Annotated in this window: 19 protein-coding genes and 1 other RNA gene; 14 read left to right on the top strand and 6 right to left on the bottom strand. The window is 73.6% G+C overall.

Features of this window, described 5'->3' with window-relative positions:
* The first annotated feature begins 81 nt into the window (after positions 1–81).
* From V5O49_RS15685 to V5O49_RS15670, 4 genes are read left to right on the top strand one after another with little or no spacing between them, the layout of a single operon-like run.
* Complete coding sequence (locus V5O49_RS15685; protein ID WP_332903057.1) at positions 82–1,500, top strand: sugar porter family MFS transporter; 1,419 nt, start codon at positions 82–84, stop codon at positions 1,498–1,500.
* Between the two features lie 31 nt (positions 1,501–1,531).
* Positions 1,532–2,404 (top strand): Nif3-like dinuclear metal center hexameric protein, encoded by an 873-nt coding sequence (locus V5O49_RS15680; protein WP_332903056.1) that lies wholly within the window; start codon positions 1,532–1,534, stop codon positions 2,402–2,404.
* A gap of 36 nt (positions 2,405–2,440) precedes the next feature.
* Positions 2,441–3,181, top strand: a complete 741-nt coding sequence (locus tag V5O49_RS15675) for a zinc ribbon domain-containing protein (protein WP_332903055.1) — start codon at positions 2,441–2,443, stop codon at positions 3,179–3,181.
* On the top strand, positions 3,181–3,864 hold the full coding sequence (locus V5O49_RS15670) for a histidine phosphatase family protein (RefSeq protein ID WP_332903054.1): 684 nt from the start codon (positions 3,181–3,183) through the stop codon (positions 3,862–3,864). Before V5O49_RS15675 ends, V5O49_RS15670 begins: the two co-directional genes overlap by 1 nt.
* A gap of 15 nt (positions 3,865–3,879) precedes the next feature.
* Here V5O49_RS15670 and V5O49_RS15665 read toward each other — a convergent pair whose 3' ends face one another.
* Both V5O49_RS15665 and V5O49_RS15660 read right to left on the bottom strand, forming a co-directional pair.
* Positions 3,880–4,206, bottom strand: a complete 327-nt coding sequence (locus tag V5O49_RS15665) for a TfoX/Sxy family protein (RefSeq protein ID WP_278234728.1) — start codon at positions 4,204–4,206, stop codon at positions 3,880–3,882.
* 52 nt (positions 4,207–4,258) lie between these two features.
* Positions 4,259–5,092 carry a YaaA family protein gene (locus V5O49_RS15660; RefSeq protein WP_332903053.1) on the bottom strand — a complete coding sequence of 278 codons (834 nt, stop codon included), beginning with the start codon at positions 5,090–5,092 and terminating at the stop codon, positions 4,259–4,261.
* Positions 5,093–5,186: 94 nt separating this feature from the next.
* On the opposite strand from V5O49_RS15660, the gene V5O49_RS15655 reads away from it, so the two are divergent.
* The 4 genes from V5O49_RS15655 to V5O49_RS15640 all read left to right on the top strand — a co-directional run bounded on the left by V5O49_RS15655 (position 5,187) and on the right by V5O49_RS15640 (position 7,170).
* Positions 5,187–5,570 carry a tautomerase family protein gene (locus tag V5O49_RS15655; protein WP_332903052.1) on the top strand — a complete coding sequence of 128 codons (384 nt, stop codon included), beginning with the start codon at positions 5,187–5,189 and terminating at the stop codon, positions 5,568–5,570.
* A gap of 24 nt (positions 5,571–5,594) precedes the next feature.
* Positions 5,595–5,989, top strand: an RNA gene (rnpB, locus tag V5O49_RS15650) — RNase P RNA component class A.
* A gap of 63 nt (positions 5,990–6,052) precedes the next feature.
* Positions 6,053–6,643, top strand: a complete 591-nt coding sequence (locus V5O49_RS15645; RefSeq protein ID WP_332903251.1) for a GNAT family N-acetyltransferase — start codon at positions 6,053–6,055, stop codon at positions 6,641–6,643.
* 203 nt (positions 6,644–6,846) lie between these two features.
* Positions 6,847–7,170 carry an STAS domain-containing protein gene (locus V5O49_RS15640; RefSeq protein ID WP_332903051.1) on the top strand — a complete coding sequence of 108 codons (324 nt, stop codon included), beginning with the start codon at positions 6,847–6,849 and terminating at the stop codon, positions 7,168–7,170.
* Positions 7,171–7,242: 72 nt separating this feature from the next.
* On the opposite strand, the gene ppgK is transcribed toward V5O49_RS15640, so the two are convergent.
* Entirely contained in the window at positions 7,243–8,007 is a 765-nt protein-coding gene (gene ppgK, locus V5O49_RS15635; RefSeq protein ID WP_332903050.1) for a polyphosphate--glucose phosphotransferase, read from the bottom strand.
* A gap of 28 nt (positions 8,008–8,035) precedes the next feature.
* On the opposite strand from ppgK, the gene V5O49_RS15630 reads away from it, so the two are divergent.
* Positions 8,036–8,233, top strand: a complete 198-nt coding sequence (locus tag V5O49_RS15630) for an SPOR domain-containing protein (RefSeq protein WP_332903049.1) — start codon at positions 8,036–8,038, stop codon at positions 8,231–8,233.
* A 25-nt stretch (positions 8,234–8,258) separates the two neighbouring features.
* On the opposite strand, the gene panB is transcribed toward V5O49_RS15630, so the two are convergent.
* The gene (gene panB, locus V5O49_RS15625) at positions 8,259–9,158 is read right to left on the bottom strand and encodes a 3-methyl-2-oxobutanoate hydroxymethyltransferase (RefSeq protein ID WP_405001197.1); all 900 of its coding nucleotides are present in this window, start codon (positions 9,156–9,158) and stop codon (positions 8,259–8,261) included.
* 108 nt (positions 9,159–9,266) lie between these two features.
* Between panB and V5O49_RS15620 the strand changes: the two genes are divergently transcribed.
* The 4 genes from V5O49_RS15620 to V5O49_RS15605 all read left to right on the top strand — a co-directional run bounded on the left by V5O49_RS15620 (position 9,267) and on the right by V5O49_RS15605 (position 15,563).
* On the top strand, positions 9,267–10,604 hold the full coding sequence (locus V5O49_RS15620) for a glutamine synthetase family protein (protein ID WP_332903048.1): 1,338 nt from the start codon (positions 9,267–9,269) through the stop codon (positions 10,602–10,604).
* An 88-nt stretch (positions 10,605–10,692) separates the two neighbouring features.
* Positions 10,693–13,839 carry a bifunctional [glutamine synthetase] adenylyltransferase/[glutamine synthetase]-adenylyl-L-tyrosine phosphorylase gene (locus V5O49_RS15615; RefSeq protein WP_332903047.1) on the top strand — a complete coding sequence of 1,049 codons (3,147 nt, stop codon included), beginning with the start codon at positions 10,693–10,695 and terminating at the stop codon, positions 13,837–13,839.
* 10 nt (positions 13,840–13,849) lie between these two features.
* Entirely contained in the window at positions 13,850–14,869 is a 1,020-nt protein-coding gene (locus tag V5O49_RS15610; RefSeq protein ID WP_332903046.1) for a DUF808 domain-containing protein, read from the top strand.
* Positions 14,859–15,563 (top strand): haloacid dehalogenase type II, encoded by a 705-nt coding sequence (locus V5O49_RS15605; RefSeq protein WP_332903045.1) that lies wholly within the window; start codon positions 14,859–14,861, stop codon positions 15,561–15,563. The genes V5O49_RS15610 and V5O49_RS15605 overlap by 11 nt, the downstream gene beginning before the upstream one ends.
* Positions 15,564–15,571: 8 nt before the next feature.
* Here V5O49_RS15605 and V5O49_RS15600 read toward each other — a convergent pair whose 3' ends face one another.
* Entirely contained in the window at positions 15,572–16,372 is an 801-nt protein-coding gene (locus V5O49_RS15600) for a DUF429 domain-containing protein (RefSeq protein WP_332903044.1), read from the bottom strand.
* Positions 16,373–16,387: 15 nt separating this feature from the next.
* Positions 16,388–17,965: a long-chain-fatty-acid--CoA ligase gene (locus V5O49_RS15595; protein ID WP_332903043.1), complete on the bottom strand. Its 1,578-nt coding sequence runs from the start codon at positions 17,963–17,965 to the stop codon at positions 16,388–16,390.
* A 143-nt stretch (positions 17,966–18,108) separates the two neighbouring features.
* On the opposite strand from V5O49_RS15595, the gene V5O49_RS15590 reads away from it, so the two are divergent.
* Positions 18,109–19,311, top strand: a complete 1,203-nt coding sequence (locus V5O49_RS15590; protein WP_332903042.1) for a TetR/AcrR family transcriptional regulator — start codon at positions 18,109–18,111, stop codon at positions 19,309–19,311.
* The last annotated feature ends 11 nt before the right edge of the window (positions 19,312–19,322 follow it).

Here is a 19,322-nt window from a genome sequence, read left to right as displayed (position 1 = left end):
CGACGTCGCGCCGTCAGCGGGCGGTGACGGCCGCAGGGGCCTAACCTGGCCGCACCTGGCGACGGCGGCGGGAGGGCGACGATGTCCGGCACGACTCAGACCCATGAACAGGGTTTCCACGCAGCACGCGTGATCCAGCTCGCGGTCACCGCGGCGCTGGGCGGTTTCCTCTTCGGATTCGACACGGCGGTCATCAACGGTGCCGTCACCCCCATGCAGGAGGACTTCGGCATGGGTGCCGGGGTGACCGGTTTCGTCGTCTCCTCCGCCCTGCTCGGCTGCATGGTCGGGGCCTACTTCGCCGGTCGGCTGTCCGACAAGATCGGCCGCGTGCGCGTGATGGTGATCGCCTCGGCGCTGTTCACCCTCTCCGCGGTCGGTTCGACGTTCGCGTTCGGGCCCGTGGACATGATCGTCTGGCGGGTCATCGGCGGTCTCGGCGTCGGCGCGGCGTCGGTGATCGCGCCGGCGTACATCGCCGAGATCTCGCCCGCTCACATCCGCGGCCGGCTCGGCTCGCTGCAGCAGATGGCGATCGTCACGGGCATCTTCGTGGCGCTGCTCAGCGACTACGCGATCGCGGCCGCCGCTGGCGGCGCCGAGAACGAGCTGTGGTTCGGCCTGGCGGCGTGGCGGTGGATGTTCTTCACCGAGGTGGTCCCCGCCGTCGTCTACGGTGCCCTCGCGCTGAGCATCCCCGAGTCGCCACGCTTCCTCGTCCACCAGGGACGAGACAAGGAGGCGCGCGAGGTCCTCTCCAGCGTGCTGACCGAGGGTGTCGACGAGCGCATCAGCGAGATCCGTCGCACGATCATCCGCGACCGGGCGACCTCGCTGCGCGACCTGGTCAAGCCCACCGGCGGCCTGCTGCCGATCGTGTGGATCGGCATCGCCCTGAGCGTGTTCCAGCAGTTCGTCGGGATCAACGTCATCTTCTACTACTCCTCGACGCTGTGGCAGGCGGTCGGGTTCACCGAGGACGACGCGCTGCAGCAGACCGTCATCACGTCGGTGACCAACATCGTGGTGACCGTCGTGGCGATCCTGCTCATCGACCGGATCGGTCGACGGCGGCTGCTCACCATCGGGTCGGCCGGGATGTTCGTCGCGCTCGGGACGATGACGATCGTGTTCAGCCAGGCGCCCCTGGTCGCGAACGACGCCGGCGAGCTGGAGCCGGTGCTCAGCGACACCGGCGGGATCGTCGCCCTCGTCGCCGCCAACCTGTTCGTCGTCTTCTTCGGGATGTCGTGGGGGCCGGCGGTGTGGGTGCTGCTGGGCGAGATGTTCAACAACAAGATCCGCGGCACGGCGCTCGGCATCGCGGCCGCGGCGCAGTGGCTGGCGAACTTCGCCATCTCCAGCTCGTTCCCGTCCATGGCGGAGATCGGCCTGTGGTTCGCGTACGGCTTCTACACGATCGCGGCGCTCGCCTCGTTGTTCTTCGTCCTGCGCTTCGTGCCCGAGACGCGCGACAAGGAGCTCGAGGACATGGAGTGAGACCGGCGCCGCAGGTCCTAGGCTCGAGGGCATGAACGCTGCACCGCCCACGCTGGCCGACGTCGTCTCCGTCCTGGAGGACCTGTACCCGCCGTCCACGGCCGAGGGGTGGGACGCGGTCGGGCTGGTCGCGGGCGACCCGTCCCGGCCCGTGCGCAAGGTGCTGTTCGCCGTGGACCCGGTGGCCGACGTCGTCGCCGAGGCCGTCGACTGGGGAGCGGACCTCGTGGTCACCCACCACCCGCTGTTCCTGCGGGGCGTGCACTCGGTGGCGGCCACCACGTTCAAGGGTGCCGTGGTGCACCGGCTCCTCACCGCCGGGTGCGGGCTCTACGTGGCGCACACCAACGCCGACTCCGCCCCGCGCGGGGTCGCGGACGCCCTGGCCGACCTGGTCGGGCTGACCGACCGGCGTCCGCTCGTGGCGCACGTCGAGGACGTCGACCGCGGCCTGGGCCGGGTCGGCCGGCTGGACCACCCGACGACGTTGCGCGAGTTCGCCGAGCGGGTCGCCCAGGTGCTGCCCGCCACCGCCCAGGGCGTGCGCGTGGCCGGGGACCTGGACGCGCCGGTGTCGACGGCGGCCGTCGTCGGTGGGTCCGGGGACTCCCTGTTCGACGCCGTGCGGGCCACGGCCGCCGACGTGTACGTCACCGCCGACCTGCGCCACCACCCGGCCTCCGAGCTGCGCGAGCGCGCCGCCTTCGAGTCGCCCGACCCCGAGCGGCCGCAGGCGGGCACCCCCTCCCTGGTCGACGTGGCCCACTTCGCCTCGGAGTGGCCCTGGCTGGCCTACGCCGCCGCGGATCTCGCGACCGGACTGGGAGACGGTACGGTGACCACCAAGGTGAGCACTCTGGTCACCGACCCGTGGACGCACCGTCTCGGGAGCCCGGAGCGCTGACCGGCACCTGAAGAGCAGACCGAGAGGACCCCGTCCATGGCTACCGCACCCGTCGAGGACCAGCGTCGTCTGCTCCAGGTCCAGGCGCTGGACACCAAGCTCCAGCAGCTCGCGCACCAGCGCCGCAAGCACCCCTCGCTGACCACCCTCGCCGAGCTCGACGACCGGCTCGCGGACCTGCACTCCTCGCTCGTCGACTCGCGGACCGCCGTGGCGGACCTCGAGCGCGAGGTCACCAAGGCCGAGGTCGACGTCGAGCAGGTGCGCACGCGTGCCACCAGGGACCAGCAGCGGCTCGACTCGGGTGCGCTCGGTGCCAAGGACGCCCAGGCCGTGGTCAGCGAGCTCGAGTCGCTCGCCCGCCGCCAGAACGTCCTGGAGGAGGCCGAGCTGGAGATCATGGAGCGGCTCGAGGCCCACCAGGAGTCGCTGGCCCAGGTGGAGGCCGCCCACGGCGAGCTGGTCGCGGCCCAGGAGAAGGCGGCCGGGGAGCGCGACGCCGCGTTCGCCGAGATCGACGCCGAGGCGCGCGAGGTCAAGGCCGAGCGGGCCCGTCTCGCGGACGGCCTCGACGCCGGTCTGGTGACCCTGTACGACCGCCTGCGCAGCCAGCTCGGCGGGCTGGGCGCGGCCGCCCTGCGGGGCAACCGCTGCGAGGGCTGCCGCCTCGAGCTCAACCCCGGCGACCTGGCCGCGGCACGCGGCGCGGCCCCCGAGCAGGTGGTGCGCTGCGAGGAGTGCGGCCGGATCCTCGTGCGCGAACCCGACGGCGCCTGATGCGCAGACCCGCCTCCGGAGCCCTGGCCCGCTACGACGGCGCGGTGCCGGCGACCCTGGTCCTGGTCCGGCACGGCGTGACGCCGTTGACCGAGGTCGGCGCGCTGTCCGGCGGTGACGTGCCCGGTCCGTCCCTGACCACGGTCGGACGGCGTCAGGCGGCCCAGGCGGCGGACGCCGTCTTCCGGCTGGGCACCGAGCGGTGGGCCGACCTCGCACGCCCCGAGCTGCTGGTGGCCTCGCCGATGGTGCGCACCCAGGAGACGGCCGCGGCCATCGGCCGCCGGCTGGGCGTGCACGTGGCGACGGACGACCGCTTCGCCGAGGTGCGGTTCGGAGCCTGGGAGTCGTTGACCCCGCAGCAGGTCGAGCAGTCCTGGCCGGGCGACCTGGCCAAGTGGGTCACGAGCGGATCCTTCGCCCCGCCGGACGGGGAGTCGTACGCGGACCTGGGCGAGCGGGTCGGTCCGGCCGTCGACGAGCTGGCCGCCGGGACGGTCGGTCGCACCACGGTCGTCGTCGCGCACGCCGCGGTGATCCGCTCCGTGGTCGGACGGGCGCTGGACGCGCCGCCGGCCGGGTGGGGACGGCTCCGGGTGCCCCCGTGCTCGCTGTCGATCGTGCGCCTCTGGGCCGACGGCGACCGCGAGGTCACCGCCGTCGGGCACCCTGCCGCGGACTGACCGGCGCGAGCAGGCTCACTTCGGCGGCAGTGCGGCGGCGTGGTCGGCGCCCCGGGCGACCCAGGCGTCCAGCGTCGCGGGGTCGGCGACCTGGTCGGCGCCCACCGTCACGAAGCCGCCCATCGTCCGCTCGCCCATCGTCATCGGGGCGGCCCCGTCGGCCAGCGCCGCGTCGTACCCGTCGGGGCCCACACGCACCATCAGCTCGTCCCGCAGGACCCCGGCCGCCATGTTCCCCGACAGCATGAAGGCGATGCCGCCGAACATCTTCCGCTCGGTCAGGCCGTCCCGGGGCGACAGGGACTCCCGGACCCGGTCGGCCAGCTCCTCGTCGTACGCCATGGCGCCAGTCTGCGTCGATCGGGGGCGTCCCGCTCGGGCGGGGGGCGGGCGCTCAGGAGATGACGAGCTCCAGCGTGTGCGGGCGGCGCGGGCCGGTGGCCTCGTGCAGCTCGGCCGCCAGCATGCGGTAGCTCAGGCCGGTGCCGGCCTCGGTGCCGATCACCGTGCCGTCGAGCTCGCGGGCGGCCGCCAGCAGCTCGGCCGCCGACGTCGGGGGCGGCCCCGGGCGGCGCAGCAGGTGGCCGGTCAGCACCCCGCGCGTGTGCTTGGCGTGGTGCGAGACGACCGTGCGCACGCCGTCGGTCTCGCGCACCACGCGGATCGTGACCCAGTCCGCCGCGCCGTGGCCGGTGGTGGCGGGCTTCCAGGCGGAGACGTAGGCCGCCGAGCGGCAGTCGACGACGACGTCCCCGGCGGCCCGCTCGGCCAGGGCAGCCTCCAGGTGGGGCCGCCACGCGGCGGCCAGCCCGCCGACGCCGGGCAGGGAGACGCCCATGGAGAGCCGGTAGGCGGGGATCCGGTCGGTCGGGGCGACGACGCCCCACAGCCCGGAGAAGACCAGGACATCGGCGGCCGCCCGGGCCGCCGCCTCTCCCGACAGGTCCCCGAGACCGGCCGCGGCGTACAGGACGCCGGTGTAGACCTCGGTCGCCGGGGCCGCGGGGGCGGAGCGCAGCCGGGTGTTCCGGGCGACCTCGTCGGCCAGGCTCGCGCCGACCTTGAGCACGGCGGTGGCGTCCTCGCGGGCGCTGGCGTCGACGAGGGCGTCCAGGACGGTCTCGCGCTGCGCGGTGAGGCCCGGGGCCGTGAGCGCGGCCAGGTCGACGGGGGCGCCGCCGTCGGGCGCGGAGGTCTTGCCCTCGGAGGGCGGCAGGCAGATCAGCACTCGGACACCCTAGGTCGTCGTCCGGCGATCGTTCGTGCACGCTTCCGGCCGACCGCCTGCTGACGGACCGTCGCCGGGGCGGTACGGTCCCGTCATGGCGCAGGTGAAGATCTACGGGAACCGGACCGTCTGGGGCGATCGCCGCGGGGAGGTGTCCGACGCCGTGCACCAGGCGCTGGTGGGGGCCTGGCGGATCCCCGAGGACAAGAGGTTCCACCGGTTCCTGCTGCTCGAGGACGGCGACCTGGTCGCGCCGCGGTCGGCGGCGTACCTCGTGATCGAGGTCGTGTGCTTCTCCGGGCGGTCCACCACCGCCAAGAGGGCGCTGGTGCGGGCGATGTACGACGACGTCGCCCCGGCCCTGGGGATCGCGGACGACGACCTGGAGGTCGTCATCCTCGAGAGCCGGCCGGAGAACTGGGGGATCCGGGGGCGGTCGGCCGACGAGCTGGTCCTGACGTACCCGGTGGAGGTCTGAGTCCGGGTATCCTGGCCACGCGGACGAGTCGGTCGGACGGTCGCGTCACCGCTGCGGCGGTGCCGAGGAACGTCCGGGCTCCGCAGGGCATGGTGGTGGCTAACGGCCACCCGGGGTGACCCGCGGGACAGTGCCACAGAAAACAGACCGCCCGTGCGCCTCGGCGCGCGGGTGAGGGTGAAACGGTGGTGTAAGAGACCACCAGCGTGCCCGGTGACGGGCACGGCTCGGTAAACCCCACCAGGAGCAAGGTCGGACAGACTGTGTTCGAGGGCGGCCCGCCCGATCCTCTCCGGAGGAGCGCAGTCGGGTAGACCGCTGGAGGCCTGCGGCGACGCAGGTCCTAGATGGATGACCGTCGCCCGCGCAGGGGTGACCCGGCGCGGGAACAGAACCCGGCGTACAGACCGGCTCGTCCGCCTCCGACGCCCGCCGCCCCGGCGGCGAGCGTCGGACCCTTCTCGTAGCCTCGGTGCGTGGCGATGCTGACCGCACGACCGGCCAACGAGGTCCCGTTCGAGGACCTGCAGACGGTGCTGGGCACCTCGCAGGCCGGGCGGTGCCAGTGCCAGCGCCAGGTGCTCGGCGACCGGGACTGGTGGTTCATGCCCGTCGAGGAGCGTCGGCTCCGGCTGGCCGAGCTGACCTGCGCGGGCGACCCGGACTCGCCGACGACCAGCGGCGTCGTGCTGTACGTCGACGACGACCCGGCCGGCTGGGTCGCCGTCGGTCCACGACCCACCTACCGCCGCTACTACGGGCGCAGCCCGGTGGCCTGGCGCGGTCGCCACGAGGACCGCGACGACGACGGCGTGTGGCTCGCGGCCTGCTTCGTCGTCCGCGCGGGGTTCCGGGGCCAGGGACTGATGTACGAGCTGGCGCGCTGCGCCGTCGACATGGCGCGGGCCCGGGGCGCCCGGGCGCTGGAGGGGTATCCGATCGTCGCCGCGGACGGTGGCGAGGTGATCTGGGACGAGGCGAGCGTCGGTGTGCCGCAGGTGTTCGCGGCGGCGGGGCTGAGCGAGGTCGCGGCGCCGACGTCGCGCCGCCGGGTGATGCGGATCGAGCTCTGAGCCGGGACGGCCCGCACCCCGCCCTCCGGCCGGACATGATGGAATCGTGAATGGTCGGTCAAGGAATGCCCTGGTTTCGACTTCACCCGACGGAGGTTGTGGTGTAGGTTGGCGGCATCGCGACGACGAGGTCGCGAGTCTCGAACGCCGGTGTCGCGCCGCGGCACGCAGGGGGCGAGGACACCAGGGACGAAGGTGGCACAGTGACCCTCACGCATGAGGTTCGGGCCGGTGGGATCGTCTTGAACGAGGCTCCCGAGGCCAGTGTGGTGACCCTGTGGGGCGAGATCGACATCGCCCTGCGCGACGAAGCCTCGGCCGCGCTGGCCGGGGCGTTCCAGCGAGACCTGCCCGTGGTCGTGGACGCCTCCGAGGTGACCTTCCTCGACTCCGCGGGTATCGCCTTCCTCGTCCAGCTCTGCCGCATCGGGCAGGACGAGGGGCTCTCGGTCACGTTGCACGACCCGCCGTCCGTCGTCAGCAGGGCGCTGGGCACGCTGCACCTGCACGTGCCCGTCGCCGGCTGATCCCCGACCCCGACCCCGACCCCGACGCCGCGTCGCCCTGCCCCGGGCGGCGCGGCGTCGTCGTGCACCGGGTCAGTGCGGGCGAGCCGCGAGGGAGGCCGCGCCGACGATCCCGGCCCGGTTGCGCAGGGTGGCCGGGACGATCTCGGCGCGCAGGTCGAGCAGCGGCAAGAACTTCTTGTGGTGCTTGCTCACGCCGCCGCCGACCACGATGAGGTCGGGGGACAGGAGCATCTCGACCGTGGAGAAGTAGCGCTGCAGCCGCTTCGCCCACTTCTCCCACGACAGGTCCTCGCGGTCGCGGGCCGCCTCGGACGCCTTCGTCTCGGCGTCGTGGCCGTCGATCTCCAGGTGGCCGAGCTCCGTGTTCGGCACGAGGACACCGTCCACGAGGAGCGCCGAGCCGATCCCGGTGCCCAGCGTCGCCATCAGGACCACGCCGTCCTTGCCCGCCGCCGCGCCGTAACGGTCCTCGCCGACGCCGGCGGCGTCGGCGTCGTTGACGGCCACGACCTCGTGCCCGGTCGCCTCGCGCACCAGCGCGGGCAGGTCGACGCCCTTCCAGGACTTGTGCAGGTTCGCGATGAACCGCACGACCCCGTGGTCCAGCGGCGCCGGGAACGCGACGCCGATCGGTGCGTCGTCGGGCAGGTCGAAGCTGCCGACGAGCTCGGCGAGCACCTCGACGACCGCCTCCGGGGTGGACTTGTCGGGGGTGGGGATCCGCAGCCGGTCGGCAGCGAACTCACCCGTGGTCAGGTCCACGGGAGCGCCCTTGATGCCCGAACCGCCGATGTCGATGCCGAAGGCCACCTGATGGTCGTTCTGCTCAGCCATGGACCCCATCTTGCGGCAGGATCGTGTCATGAGCGAGTACAGCACCGGTCGCACGCAGTATTGGTACAACACCGAGACCGGGCAGGTGGAGACCTCGAAGGAGAAGTCGAGCTGGACCCACCTGCTGGGGCCCTACCCGACCCGCGAGGCCGCCGAGCACGCCCTGGAGAACGCCGAGCGCCGCAACGAGGCGTGGGACGCCGAGGACGAGGACTGGCGGCGCTGACACCGGCAGCGCCGCCGGCCGCTCGTCACTGGTCGAAGGTGTGCTCGTCCGCGGGGAAGGCGCCGTCGCGGACCTCGGCGGCGAAGTCGGCCGCCGCCTGCTGCAGCGCCCGGCCGAGCTCGGCGTAGCGGCGGGCGAAGCGCGGGGACCAGTCGGTCATCCCCGCCATGTCCGTCCACACGAGCACCTGGCCGTCGACCTCCGGACCGGCGCCGATGCCGATCGTGGGGATGACGAGGAACTCGGTGATGCGGGCCGCGACCTCGCGCGGCACCATCTCCAGGACGACCGCCACGGCGCCGGCCTCCTGGACGGCGAGGGCGTCCTGGCTCAGCTCCTCGGCCGAGTCGTCCCCGCGGCCCTGCACGCGGGGACCGCCGAGGACGTTCTCCGACTGCGGGGTGTAGCCGAGGTGACCGACCACGGGGATCCCGGCGTCGGTGATCGCGCGGATCTGCGCCGCCGAACGCCGTCCGCCCTCGAGCTTCACCGCCGAGGCGCCGGTCTCCTTCATCACCCGCACCGCCGAGGCCAGGGCCTGCTCCGGACCGGCCTCGTAGCTGCCGAAGGGCAGGTCGACGACGACCCACGCGTGCCGCGTCGCCGCGGCCACCGCCCGGCCGGCCCGGACCATGTCGTCCAGGGTCACGGGCAGGGTGGTGGCGTGCCCGAGCATCGTGTTGCCGATCGAGTCGCCCACGAGCAGGGTGTCGACGCCGGCGGCGTCGAGGATCGCGGCCGTCGTGGCGTCGTAGGCGGTGAGCATCGTGATGCGCTCGCCGCGCTCCTTCGCGCGCTGCAGGTGGTGGACGCGGACGCGGCGGGCGCCGCCAGCGATACCGGCCGGGGCGTCGTCGCCGGTGACCGACCTCACAGCGGAGTTGTCAGCGGTGGTGGCCGAGGGGTTGTGGCCTGCTGGTTCCATGGTCGATAGCGTAGGCGACGGCCGGCCGAGGCCCTGGTCCTCGGCCGATGCGACGGACTGTGCGCAGTCCGTCACCCATGGTTAACAGGTATCGGGCAGGATGAGGTCATGGACAGGCAGCAGGAGTTCGTGCTTCGCACGGTCGAGGAGCGCGACATCCGCTTCATCCGACTCTGGTTCACCGACGTGCTGGGGGTGCTCAAGTCCGTGGCGGTGGCGCCGGCGGAGCTCGAGCAGGCCTTCGTCGAGGGCATCGGCTTCGACGGCAGCGCGATCGAGGGTCTGACCCGGGTCTACGAGGCGGACATGATCGCCAAGCCCGACCCCACGACGTTCCAGGTGCTGCCGTGGCGCGGCGAGCGCCACGGCACCGGTCGCATGTTCTGCGACCTGCTCACCCCCGAGGGCGAGCCGTCGCGCGCCGACTCGCGCAACGTGCTCAAGCGCACGCTGGCCAAGGCCGGCGACAAGGGGTTCACCTTCTACACCCACCCCGAGGTCGAGTTCTACCTCTTCAACCAGATGGCCTCCGCGGACGGCCCCCTGGTGCCGGTCGACGAGGGCGGCTACTTCGACCACCTCGCCCGCGGCAGCACGCACGACTTCCGCCGTGCGGCGATCTCGATGCTCGAGTCGATGGGCATCTCGGTGGAGTTCTCCCACCACGAGGCCGGACCGGGGCAGAACGAGATCGACCTGCGCTACGCCGACGCGCTGACCACCGCGGACAACCTCATGACCTTCCGCACCGTGGTCAAGGAGGTCGCGCTCGAGCAGGGCGTCTTCGCCTCCTTCATGCCGAAGCCGTTCGCCGACCAGCCGGGTTCGGGCATGCACACCCACATGTCGCTGTTCGAGGAGGACCACAACGCCTTCCACGAGCCGGGTGCGCAGTTCGAGCTGTCCAAGACCGGCCGGCAGTTCATCGCGGGCCTGCTCGTGCACGCCGGCGAGATCACCGCGGTGACGAACCAGCACGTGAACTCCTACAAGCGGCTGTGGGGCGGCGCCGAGGCGCCCAGCTACATCTGCTGGGGGCACAACAACCGCTCGGCCCTGGTGCGCGTCCCGATGTACAAGCCGGGCAAGGGCAACTCCTCGCGGATCGAGTACCGGGCGCTGGACTCGGCGACGAACCCCTACCTCGCGTTCGCGGTGCTGCTGGCCGCCGGGATGAAGGGCATCGAGGAGGGGTACGAGCTGCCCGAGGCCACCGAGGACGACGTCTGGGAGCTCACCGGGGCGGAGCGCCGCGCGCTCGGCATCGCGCCGCTGCCGGAGTCGCTCGACGAGGCCGTCGAGCTCATGGAGTCCTCCGAGCTCGTGGCCGAGACCCTCGGCGAGCACGTGTTCGACTACGTGCTGAAGAACAAGCGCAACGAGTGGGACGCCTACCGCTCCCAGGTCACCCCCTACGAGCTCAAGGCCTCGCTGCAGTTCCTCTGAGCCGCTGCGTCCGAGATTCCTCCGCGGGATCCCCTCCGACGGCCGGACGGGGATCCCGCGGCGCGGCGTCGGCGGCTAGGGTCGACCTGTGAGCTCGACGACCTCCGGAACCGGTAGACCGCAGACCCCGACCCGGAGGCTGCTCCGGGCCGGGTTCGCCGACCTGACCCGCTCGGCGACGCTCTGGGACGACGCGGAGCTGCAGCGTCGCCTCCCCGCCGACGACGGCGGGGGAGACGCGGTGCTGCAGGCGCTCGGCGTGACGGCCGACCCCGACATGGCGCTGCTGCAGCTCGTGCGGCTGGCCGCCGTGCCCGCCGCCGAGCGGACCGTCGAGCGGCTGCTCGCCGCGGACACCCGGTCGGCCGACGGTGTCGCGCGCGGACGGCTGCTGGCGGTGCTCGGGGCGTCCTCGGCGCTCGGCGACGAGATCGTGCGGCGTCCGGCGCTGCTGGACGTGCTCGGCGACGGCGACGGCGGCCTCGGGGTCGACCCGGCCGACGTCCGGGCCGAGCTGCTGCGCGCCGTCGGGGCGGACCCCGACGCTGCCGCCCCGGTGGCCGCCGAGCAGGCGGCCGGTGACGGGGAGCCGGGCTGGCCCGACGCCGACGCCCCCACCGCGACCGACGCCCTGCGGCGCGCCTACCGCGAGCGGCTGCTGCGCATCGCGGCCACCGACCTGACCGCCCCCGACCCGTCGGCCACCCTGCCCGACGTCGCCGCGGCGCTGGCCGACCTGGCCTCCGGGGCGCTGGAGGCCGCGCTGGCCGTCGCGCGCTCCCAGCTGCCCGACCACGGCGCCGGTGCCCGGCTGTCGGTGATCGGGATGGGTAAGACCGGCGGGCGCGAGCTGAACTACGTCTCCGACGTCGACGTCGTCTACGTGTGCGAGCCCGCCACCGGCGACGACGGCGAGCCCTTGGTGGACGAGCCGACGGCCATGCGGACCGGGACCCAGCTCGCCACCCGGCTGCAGAAGGTCTGCGGCGGGACCTCGCTGGAGCCGGCGCTGTGGGAGGTCGACGCCGCCCTGCGTCCCGAGGGCAAGCAGGGTCCGCTGGTGCGGTCCCTGGAGAGCCACGTCGCCTACTACGAGCGCTGGGCCGAGACCTGGGAGTTCCAGGCCCTGCTCAAGGCCCGCCCGGTCGCCGGCGACGCCGCGCTCGGCACCGCGTACCGCGAGGCCCTCGACCCGTTCGTGTGGGCCGCCGCCAACCGGGACCACTTCGTCGAGGACGCCCAGGCGATGCGGCGCCGGGTGGAGGCGCACGTGCCCAACGCCGAGGCGGACCGGCAGATCAAGCTCGGCAAGGGCGGGCTGCGGGACGTGGAGTTCACCGTCCAGCTCCTGCAGCTCGTCCACGGGCGTACGGACGACACGATCCACGCCGGCAACACCTTCGCGGCGCTCGCCGCGCTGGCCGCCGGGGGCTACGTGGGCCGCGAGCACGCCACGAAGATGAGCGCGTGCTACCGGTTCTCGCGGTCCCTGGAGCACCGGGTCCAGCTCTTCCGGCTCAAGCGCACCCACCTGCTGCCCACGGACGACGACGACCTGCGGCGCCTGGCCCGGTCGCTGGGGATGCGCGGCCAGGGTGCCGACGACCTGCGCAAGCGGTGGCGGGACACCCGCCGCGAGGTGCGCGCCCTGCACGAGGCCGTCTTCTACCGCCCGCTGCTGCCGGCCTGGGCGCAGCTCTCGGAGGACGAGCTCTCGCTCGCCCCCGAGGCCGCGCGGGCCCGGTTCGCCGCGATCGGCTACCGCGACCCCGACGGCGCGATGCGGCACGTCGTCGCCCTGACCGAGGGCACCTCGCGCCGCGCCAAGCTGCAGCGCCAGCTCCTGCCGGTCATGCTCGGCTGGTTCGCCGAGGGCGCCGACCCGGACGCCGGACTGCTGGCCTTCCGCAAGCTGTCCGAGAACCTGGGGTCGACCCCCTGGTACCTGCGCCTGCTGCGCGACTCCGGCAACGCGGCCTACCACCTCGCCCAGCTGCTGTCGTCGTCGCGCTACCTCGCCGAGGCGCTGTCCCGGTCGCCCGAGTCGGTGCAGTGGCTGGCCGACACCTCGCGGCTCGAGCCGCGCGGCCCGGAGCGGCTCGCCGCCGAGGCGGACGCCGTCCTGACCCGGTCGGACGACCCCGGGCCGGCGGCCACGAAGCTGCGGGCCCTGCGCCGTCGCGAGCTCGCCCGCACCGGCGCGGGCGAGGTGCTCGGCGTGCTCGACCCCGTCCAGGCGCAGGCCGCCATCTCCGACGCCGCGGACATGGTGCTCGTCGGCGGGCTGCGCGTGGCCGAGTACGCGGCACGCGCCGAGATGGGCCTCGGCCCCGACCCGGCGGCCAACCCGACGCGCATGCTCGTGGTCGCCATGGGGCGCCTCGGCGGCCGGGAGATGGGCTACGGCTCCGACGCGGACGTGATGTTCGTCCACGACCCGCTGCCCGGCGTCGAGGAGAAGCACGCCCAGGACTTCGCCCTGCGTACCGCGCGGACCCTGCAGAAGATGCTCTCCGCCGTCGGGCCGGAGCCGCCGCTGCCGGTGGACGCCGACCTGCGTCCCGAGGGCCGCCAGGGCGCCCTGGTGCGCACGATGGCCTCCTACGCCGAGTACTACGAGCGCTGGTCCAGCGTGTGGGAGCAGCAGGCGCTGCTGCGGGCCCGGCCGGTGGCGGGGGCCGAGGGCTCCGCACGCGACCTCGCCGAGCGGTTCGCCGCGATCGTCGACCCGCTGCGCTACCCGTCCGGCGGGTTCTCCGAGCCCAAGCTGCGCGAGGTGCGGCGGATCAAGGCACGCGTCGAGTCCGAGCGGCTGCCACGCGGCACCGACCCCAGCCGGCACCTGAAGCTGGGCCGCGGCGGAGTGGCCGACGTCGAGTGGACGGTGCAGCTGCTGCAGCTCCAGCACGCCCACGAGGTGCCCGGGCTGCGCACCACGGAGACGGTCTCCGCGCTGGCCGCGGCGCAGGAGGCCGGCCTGGTCGAGGCCGAGGACGCGGACTGCCTGCTCGAGGCGTGGCTGCTCGCCTCCCGGCTGCGGTCGGCGCTGGTGCTGTGGTCCGGCAAGGTCGGCGGCCCGCGGGCGGACGTCCTGCCGGCGGACGCCTGGGCGCTCAGCGGGCTGGCGCGGCTGCTCGGCGACGTCGACACCGGCCAGGAGCTGGAGGAGCTGTACCTGCGGCACGCCCGGCGGGCCCGCACCGTGATGGAGCGCCTCGTCTACGGCGAGGACTGAGGAGCACACGATGAGCGCAGGTCTGCTGGGTCTCCTGGACGACATCGCGGCGATCGCCAAGCTGGCGGCGGCCTCCCTGGACGACGTCGGCGCGGCGGCCGGGCGTGCGACGGCCAAGGCGGCCGGCGTGGTGGTCGACGACACGGCCGTCACCCCGCAGTACGTGCACGGGGTCGCGGCCGACCGCGAGCTGCCGATCGTCAAGAAGATCGCCTGGGGGTCGATCCGCAACAAGGTCCTCGTCATCCTGCCGATCGCGCTGGTGCTCAGCGAGTGGCTGCCGTGGCTGCTGACCCCGATCCTCATGCTCGGCGGCACCTACCTCGCCTTCGAGGGGGCCGAGAAGATCTGGCGACGCGTGCGCGGCCACACCGACCACGAGAAACCGGCCGCCGCCGTCGGCCCGGAGGCCGAGAAGACGCTGGTGGCCGGGGCGATCCGCACCGACCTCATTCTGTCCGCCGAGATCATGGTCATCGCCCTGGACGAGGTGGCCGACGAGGGGTTCTGGGCGCGGCTGGCGATCCTGCTCGTGGTCGCCGTGGTGATCACGGTGATCGTCTACGGCGTGGTGGCGCTCATCGTGAAGATGGACGACGTCGGGCTCTCCCTCGCCCAGCGGGAGTCCGAGGTGGCGCGGCGCGTCGGGCGTGCGCTGGTGACCGGCATGCCGAAGGTGCTGGCCGCGATCTCCGTCGTGGGCACGGTCGCGATGCTGTGGGTCGGCGGGCACATCCTGCTGGTCGGCGTCGACGAGCTCGGCTGGCACGGCCTGTACGACCTGGTCCACCACGGCGAGGAGGCGATCGCCGCCGCGGTGCCGGGGATCGGCGGGTTCCTCGCCTGGTGCTTCAACACGCTGTGCTCGGCGCTGGTCGGGCTTGTCGTCGGGGCCGTGGCCGTGGCCGTGATGCACCTGCTGCCGTTCGGCCACGACGACGACCCGCGCGACGAGCCGGTCGGGCACGCCGCGGGCACGGGCGCGGGTGGGACGGCGGCCCCCGGTGGGGACCGGCCCGATGAGCACTGAGCCCGGCACCGCCGCGCCGGTCCGCCCCGAGCTGGTCGTCCTCGACGTCAACGAGACCCTGTCCGACCTCGCGCCCCTGGTGCAGGCCTTCGACGACGTGGGCCTGTCCGCGCACGACACGGAGGCGTGGTTCGCCGGTGTGCTCCGGGACGCCTTCGCCCTCACCGTGCTCGGTGACAACCCGCGGTTCGCGGAGGTCGCGGACTCGGCCCTGCGGGCCCGCCTGGCGGCCGCCGGGAGCCCCGACCCCGCCGGCGGCGCCGCGCACGTCATGGCGCGCTTCGCCGCGCTCGGCACCCATCCCGACGTCGTGCCCGGACTCCTCGCCCTGGCGCGGCGGGGCTGCCGGCTGGTGGCCCTCAGCAACGGGTCCGCGGACGTGGCCCGCGCGCTGCTCCGCGACACCCCGGCGGAGCGTGTCGTCGAGGACTGCCTCGCGGTCACCGACACGGAGGCATGGAAGCCCGACGCGCGCGCGTACGCCCATGCGCTGTCGACCACGGGCGTCGCCGCCGAGCACGCGATGCTCGTCGCCGTCCATCCCTGGGACGTCGAGGGGGCTCGGCGGGCCGGTCTGCGGACCGCGTGGATCAACCGCACCGGAGCCGCCTACCCCGCTCACTTCGCCCCGGCCGACGTCGAGGCGGCCTCGCTCCTCGACCTGGCGGACGCGCTGGTCGTGCCGTCGCGGTGAGAGCCGCGTCAGACCGACGCGTCGAGCGGCAGCACGATCCACCCCTCGCGCGACGCCGTGTCCCGCAGCTCCTCCGGCACCCGCTCGCACCGGCCGCGATGGGCGAGACCCGCGATCACGGCGCACAGCACGGCGTCGAGGGCGTCGTCGGAGTCACGGCAGTCCTGCGCGAACCCCGCGAGGTCGAGCCAGGGGAACGTGGTCGCCACCGCGTCGACGAGCTGCTCGCGCACCTGGCGGGCCGCCGGGTCGCGACCCTTGTACCCGCGGTGCGGCAGCTCCCAGATCGCCAGGGACGCCGCCGGGTACACCTCGAGGACGGGACCACCGCCCGCGCGGTCGACGACGGTCCCGGACCGGGCGAGCGTCGCCAGCAGGGCCGCGCAGCGCATCGCGGCAGAGCCGATCCGCTCGGCCGAGACGGCGAGCGGTCGCACGCCCGTCCGTCGCCACACGTGCAGGTCGGTCGCCCGGTAGGTCAGCGGCCTGCGGGTCTCGGGAATCTCCAGGTCGTGCCCGCCGGCACGGTGCGCGACCACGTAGTCCACGAACGCGTCGGGCCACCCGATCGGGCAGTCGACGCCCGTGGTCCCGGCTGCGCGGACGACCTCGCACAGCGCGGCGTCGTCGTGCCGGCCCACGACGACCTCGACGACGGTGGCGTCGTCGCCGTGCCAGGCGATCGTCGCCACGCCGGTCTTGCGCGGGTCGGCCGAGAGGTCGATCCCGGCGGCCAGGAGGTCGGGCGTCGTCGTGATGGTCGAGCAGCTCCTCGGTGCGGGACGCGGGCCGGACCCGCGTCCCTCCATCGTGCACCCCCGCGGCTAGGACACCACCGCGACGGGGTGGTCGTTCCGCCGCAGCGAGATCTTGTTCAGCTTCCCGGCGGCGTTGCGCGGCAGCTCGTCCAGGAACAGGACGTCCGCCGGCTGCTTGTAGCGGGCGAGCCGGTCGCCCAGCCAGTCCTTCAGCTCGGCGAGCTCCAGGGACTCGCCCTCCCGCAGCACGACGGCGGCCACGGGCACCTCGCCCCAGCGTTCGTCGGCCCGGCCGTAGACGGCGACCTCGACGATCTTCGGGTGCGAGTAGAGCGCGTTCTCGACCTCCGCGCAGTACACGTTCTCCCCGCCGGAGATGATCATGTCCTTGAGGCGGTCGACCACCCACACGAAGCCGTCCTCGTCCTGGCGCACCAGGTCCCCGGAGTGGAACCAGCCGCCCTCGAAGGCGGCGGCGGTCTCGGCCGGCTTGCGCCAGTAGCCCTTCATGAGGTTCGGGCCGCGGTAGACGATCTCGCCGACCGTGCCGGGCGCGACGTCCTGCAGCTCGGCGTCCACGATGCGGGTCTCGATCGTGGGGATCGGGCGGCCCACCGACCCGAGCTTGCGCAGCGCGTCCTCGCCGCGCAGCGCGCAGGTGATGGGGGAGAGCTCGGTCTGGCCGAACACCGCGACGTTGAGTGCGTCGGGGAACGTCTCCGACATGGTGCGCAGCAGGCTGTCCGACGCCGGTGCCGCGCCCCAGCTGATCACGCGCAGGGGCAGGTCGCGCTCCCGGATGCCCGGGACCGCGCAGATCGCCTGCCACTGCTGCGGCACGTTGAAGACGATCGTGGCCCGCTCGCGCTCCCAGGCGTCGATGAGGGCCACGGGATCGAACGCGCCCAGGGGGTGCATGACGGTCGGGATGCCGACGATGAAGTTGGGGGCGATGGAGCCCAGGCCCGCGATGTGGAACATCGGAGCGGTCAGGAAGGCGACGTCGTCCTCCGTGACGATCTCGTTGACCCGCAGACAGGTCAGCGCCTGGGCCGCCATGTTGACGTGGTCGAGCATCGCGCCCTTGGGCTTGCCCGTCGTGCCCGAGGTGTACATGATCAGGCAGGTCGTGTCCTCGGGGACGTCCGGGGCCTCGAAGTCGCCGGGCGCCTCGGCCAGCAGGTCGGCCAGGCCCTCCTGGCCCTCGCCGGCCTCGCCGACGACGACCACCCGCTGCAGGCGGTCGGTGAACTGGCCGACCGCGGCGACGAGCGGCGCCAGGGGCTGGTCGACGACGATCACGTCGGCGTCGGCGTCGTCGACGATGTAGGCGATCTCGGCCGGGGAGAGCCGGACGTTGACCGGCACCGCGATGGCGCCGAGCCGGTTGACCGCGAAGACGGTCTCGACCACCTGGGGGTGGTTGAGGGTCAGCAGCAGCACGCGGTCGCCGAAGGACACGCCCCGGCGCTGGAGGGCCGCGGCGAGCGTGTCCATGTGGCGCGCGGTGTCGGCCCAGGTGGTCACCTCGCCCAGGTACTTGAAGGCCGTCGCGTCCGGCTTCATCCCGGCATGGATCAGGACCTGGTTCATCCAGTGGTTGCGGCGGACCGCCGCAGGAATGACGCTGGTGGCTTCGCTCATGACCTGCACCTCGTTGTACGTCGAGCCCTCGACGGAGGGGCTTCGTTGCCCCGCCCCGTCCCTTCGAGCAACATGTTACTCATGATTCACATCGGATGGCTACCGTGTGTGCCGGGTGAAGCCGGCGGGTTAGTGTGAGCAGCGTGAGCGAGACGCGTGCGACGACGCCGGTCCGGCGGCGACCCCGTGACCGCCGTCAGGTCATCGAGGCGGCGGCCGCGGTCGCGTTCGCCGAACGGGGGTACCACCGCGTGGCCATGCAGGACGTGGCCGACGAGGTGGGGATCACGGCGGCAGCCCTGTACCGGCACTTCGACAACAAGTACGAGCTGTTCCGCGAGGTCGCGCTCGACCACGTGCACCGGATCTCCGCCGCGGCCGCCGCCGTCGACGCGGGGCAGGACCGGTCGCCTGCGGCCGCCGAGGAGGAGCTCGAGGTCCTGCTGGACGCCGTCGTGGGCGCGACGCTCGCGATGCGGTCGACCGGGAGTATCTACCGGTGGGAGAGCCGCTGCCTGCGGCCCGAGGACCGTCGGGTGCTCGCGGGCGAGTTCGCCGCGCTGCGCCGCCGGCTGGCCGGCCCGGCGGCCGTGCTCCGGCCGGACCTGGATCCCCGCACGCTCGACCTCGCGGCGCTCGCGGCGCTGAGCGCCGTCGCCAGCGTGACGACGCACCGCACCGCGATGCCGGCCGCTCGCCTCGGGGTGCTCCTGCGTGAGGCGGCGGTGCGGGTGCTGGCCCGGACGGCGGGCCCGGCGCCCGCCGACGGCCCCGAGGCCGCCGAGGCGACGGCGCCGCCGCGCCGACGCCGCGACCAGCTCGCCCGGGCCGGCATCACGATGTTCGCGCGGCGCGGGTACCACGACGTGACCATCGAGGAGATCGCGGCGGCCGTCGGGCTCACTCCGTCCGGCGTCTACCGCCACTTCAGCGGCAAGTCGGAGATCCTGCGAGCGGCCTGCGAGCGCGCGGCCGTGGCGCTCGACGAGGCCGCGGAGGACGCGCTGCGGTACACCGAGCCCCGCCAGGCGCTCCGACTGCTCGCCACGGCCTATATCGGGTTCGCCGTGGACGACCGCGGCCTGATGGAGGTGTACACGGCGGACGTCGGAGCGCTCGACGCCGAGGACCAGCGGCGGCTGCGGCGTCTGCAGCGCGCCCACGTCGACGACTGGGTCGAGCTGCTGGGCCGTGTCCGCCCGGAGCTCGACGCCCGCGAGCGGCGGTTCCTCGTGCACGCCGGGTTCAACGTGGTCGCCGACCTGAGCGTGGCGCTGCGGCACGCGCCCGCGGCGGACGCCAAGGGCTGGATCGAACCCGTCCTCGAGGCGACCCTGGGGGTCTGACGCGCGGGGTC

This window comes from Isoptericola haloaureus (genome assembly GCF_036689775.1).
Lineage (GTDB): Bacteria > Actinomycetota > Actinomycetes > Actinomycetales > Cellulomonadaceae > Isoptericola > Isoptericola haloaureus.
The sequence above is the reverse complement of the archived record's forward strand: the minus strand, read 5'-3'. Positions and strand labels throughout refer to the sequence as shown.

What these genes read in the sequence shown, in the direction of transcription:
- V5O49_RS15685 (WP_332903057.1), top strand. Translation starts at nt 82, where the DNA reads ATGTCCGGCACGACTCAGACCCATGAACAGGGTTTCCACGCAGCACGC.
- V5O49_RS15680 (WP_332903056.1), top strand. Translation starts at nt 1,532, where the DNA reads ATGAACGCTGCACCGCCCACGCTGGCCGACGTCGTCTCCGTCCTGGAG.
- V5O49_RS15675 (WP_332903055.1), top strand. Translation starts at nt 2,441, where the DNA reads ATGGCTACCGCACCCGTCGAGGACCAGCGTCGTCTGCTCCAGGTCCAG.
- V5O49_RS15670 (WP_332903054.1), top strand. Translation starts at nt 3,181, where the DNA reads ATGCGCAGACCCGCCTCCGGAGCCCTGGCCCGCTACGACGGCGCGGTG.
- V5O49_RS15665 (WP_278234728.1), bottom strand. Translation starts at nt 4,206, where the DNA reads ATGGCGTACGACGAGGAGCTGGCCGACCGGGTCCGGGAGTCCCTGTCG.
- V5O49_RS15655 (WP_332903052.1), top strand. Translation starts at nt 5,187, where the DNA reads ATGGCGCAGGTGAAGATCTACGGGAACCGGACCGTCTGGGGCGATCGC.
- V5O49_RS15645 (WP_332903251.1), top strand. Translation starts at nt 6,053, where the DNA reads ATGCTGACCGCACGACCGGCCAACGAGGTCCCGTTCGAGGACCTGCAG.
- ppgK (WP_332903050.1), bottom strand. Translation starts at nt 8,007, where the DNA reads ATGGCTGAGCAGAACGACCATCAGGTGGCCTTCGGCATCGACATCGGC.
- V5O49_RS15630 (WP_332903049.1), top strand. Translation starts at nt 8,036, where the DNA reads ATGAGCGAGTACAGCACCGGTCGCACGCAGTATTGGTACAACACCGAG.
- panB (WP_405001197.1), bottom strand. Translation starts at nt 9,158, where the DNA reads ATGGAACCAGCAGGCCACAACCCCTCGGCCACCACCGCTGACAACTCC.
- V5O49_RS15620 (WP_332903048.1), top strand. Translation starts at nt 9,267, where the DNA reads ATGGACAGGCAGCAGGAGTTCGTGCTTCGCACGGTCGAGGAGCGCGAC.
- V5O49_RS15610 (WP_332903046.1), top strand. Translation starts at nt 13,850, where the DNA reads ATGAGCGCAGGTCTGCTGGGTCTCCTGGACGACATCGCGGCGATCGCC.
- V5O49_RS15605 (WP_332903045.1), top strand. Translation starts at nt 14,859, where the DNA reads ATGAGCACTGAGCCCGGCACCGCCGCGCCGGTCCGCCCCGAGCTGGTC.
- V5O49_RS15600 (WP_332903044.1), bottom strand. Translation starts at nt 16,372, where the DNA reads ATGGAGGGACGCGGGTCCGGCCCGCGTCCCGCACCGAGGAGCTGCTCG.
- V5O49_RS15595 (WP_332903043.1), bottom strand. Translation starts at nt 17,965, where the DNA reads ATGAGCGAAGCCACCAGCGTCATTCCTGCGGCGGTCCGCCGCAACCAC.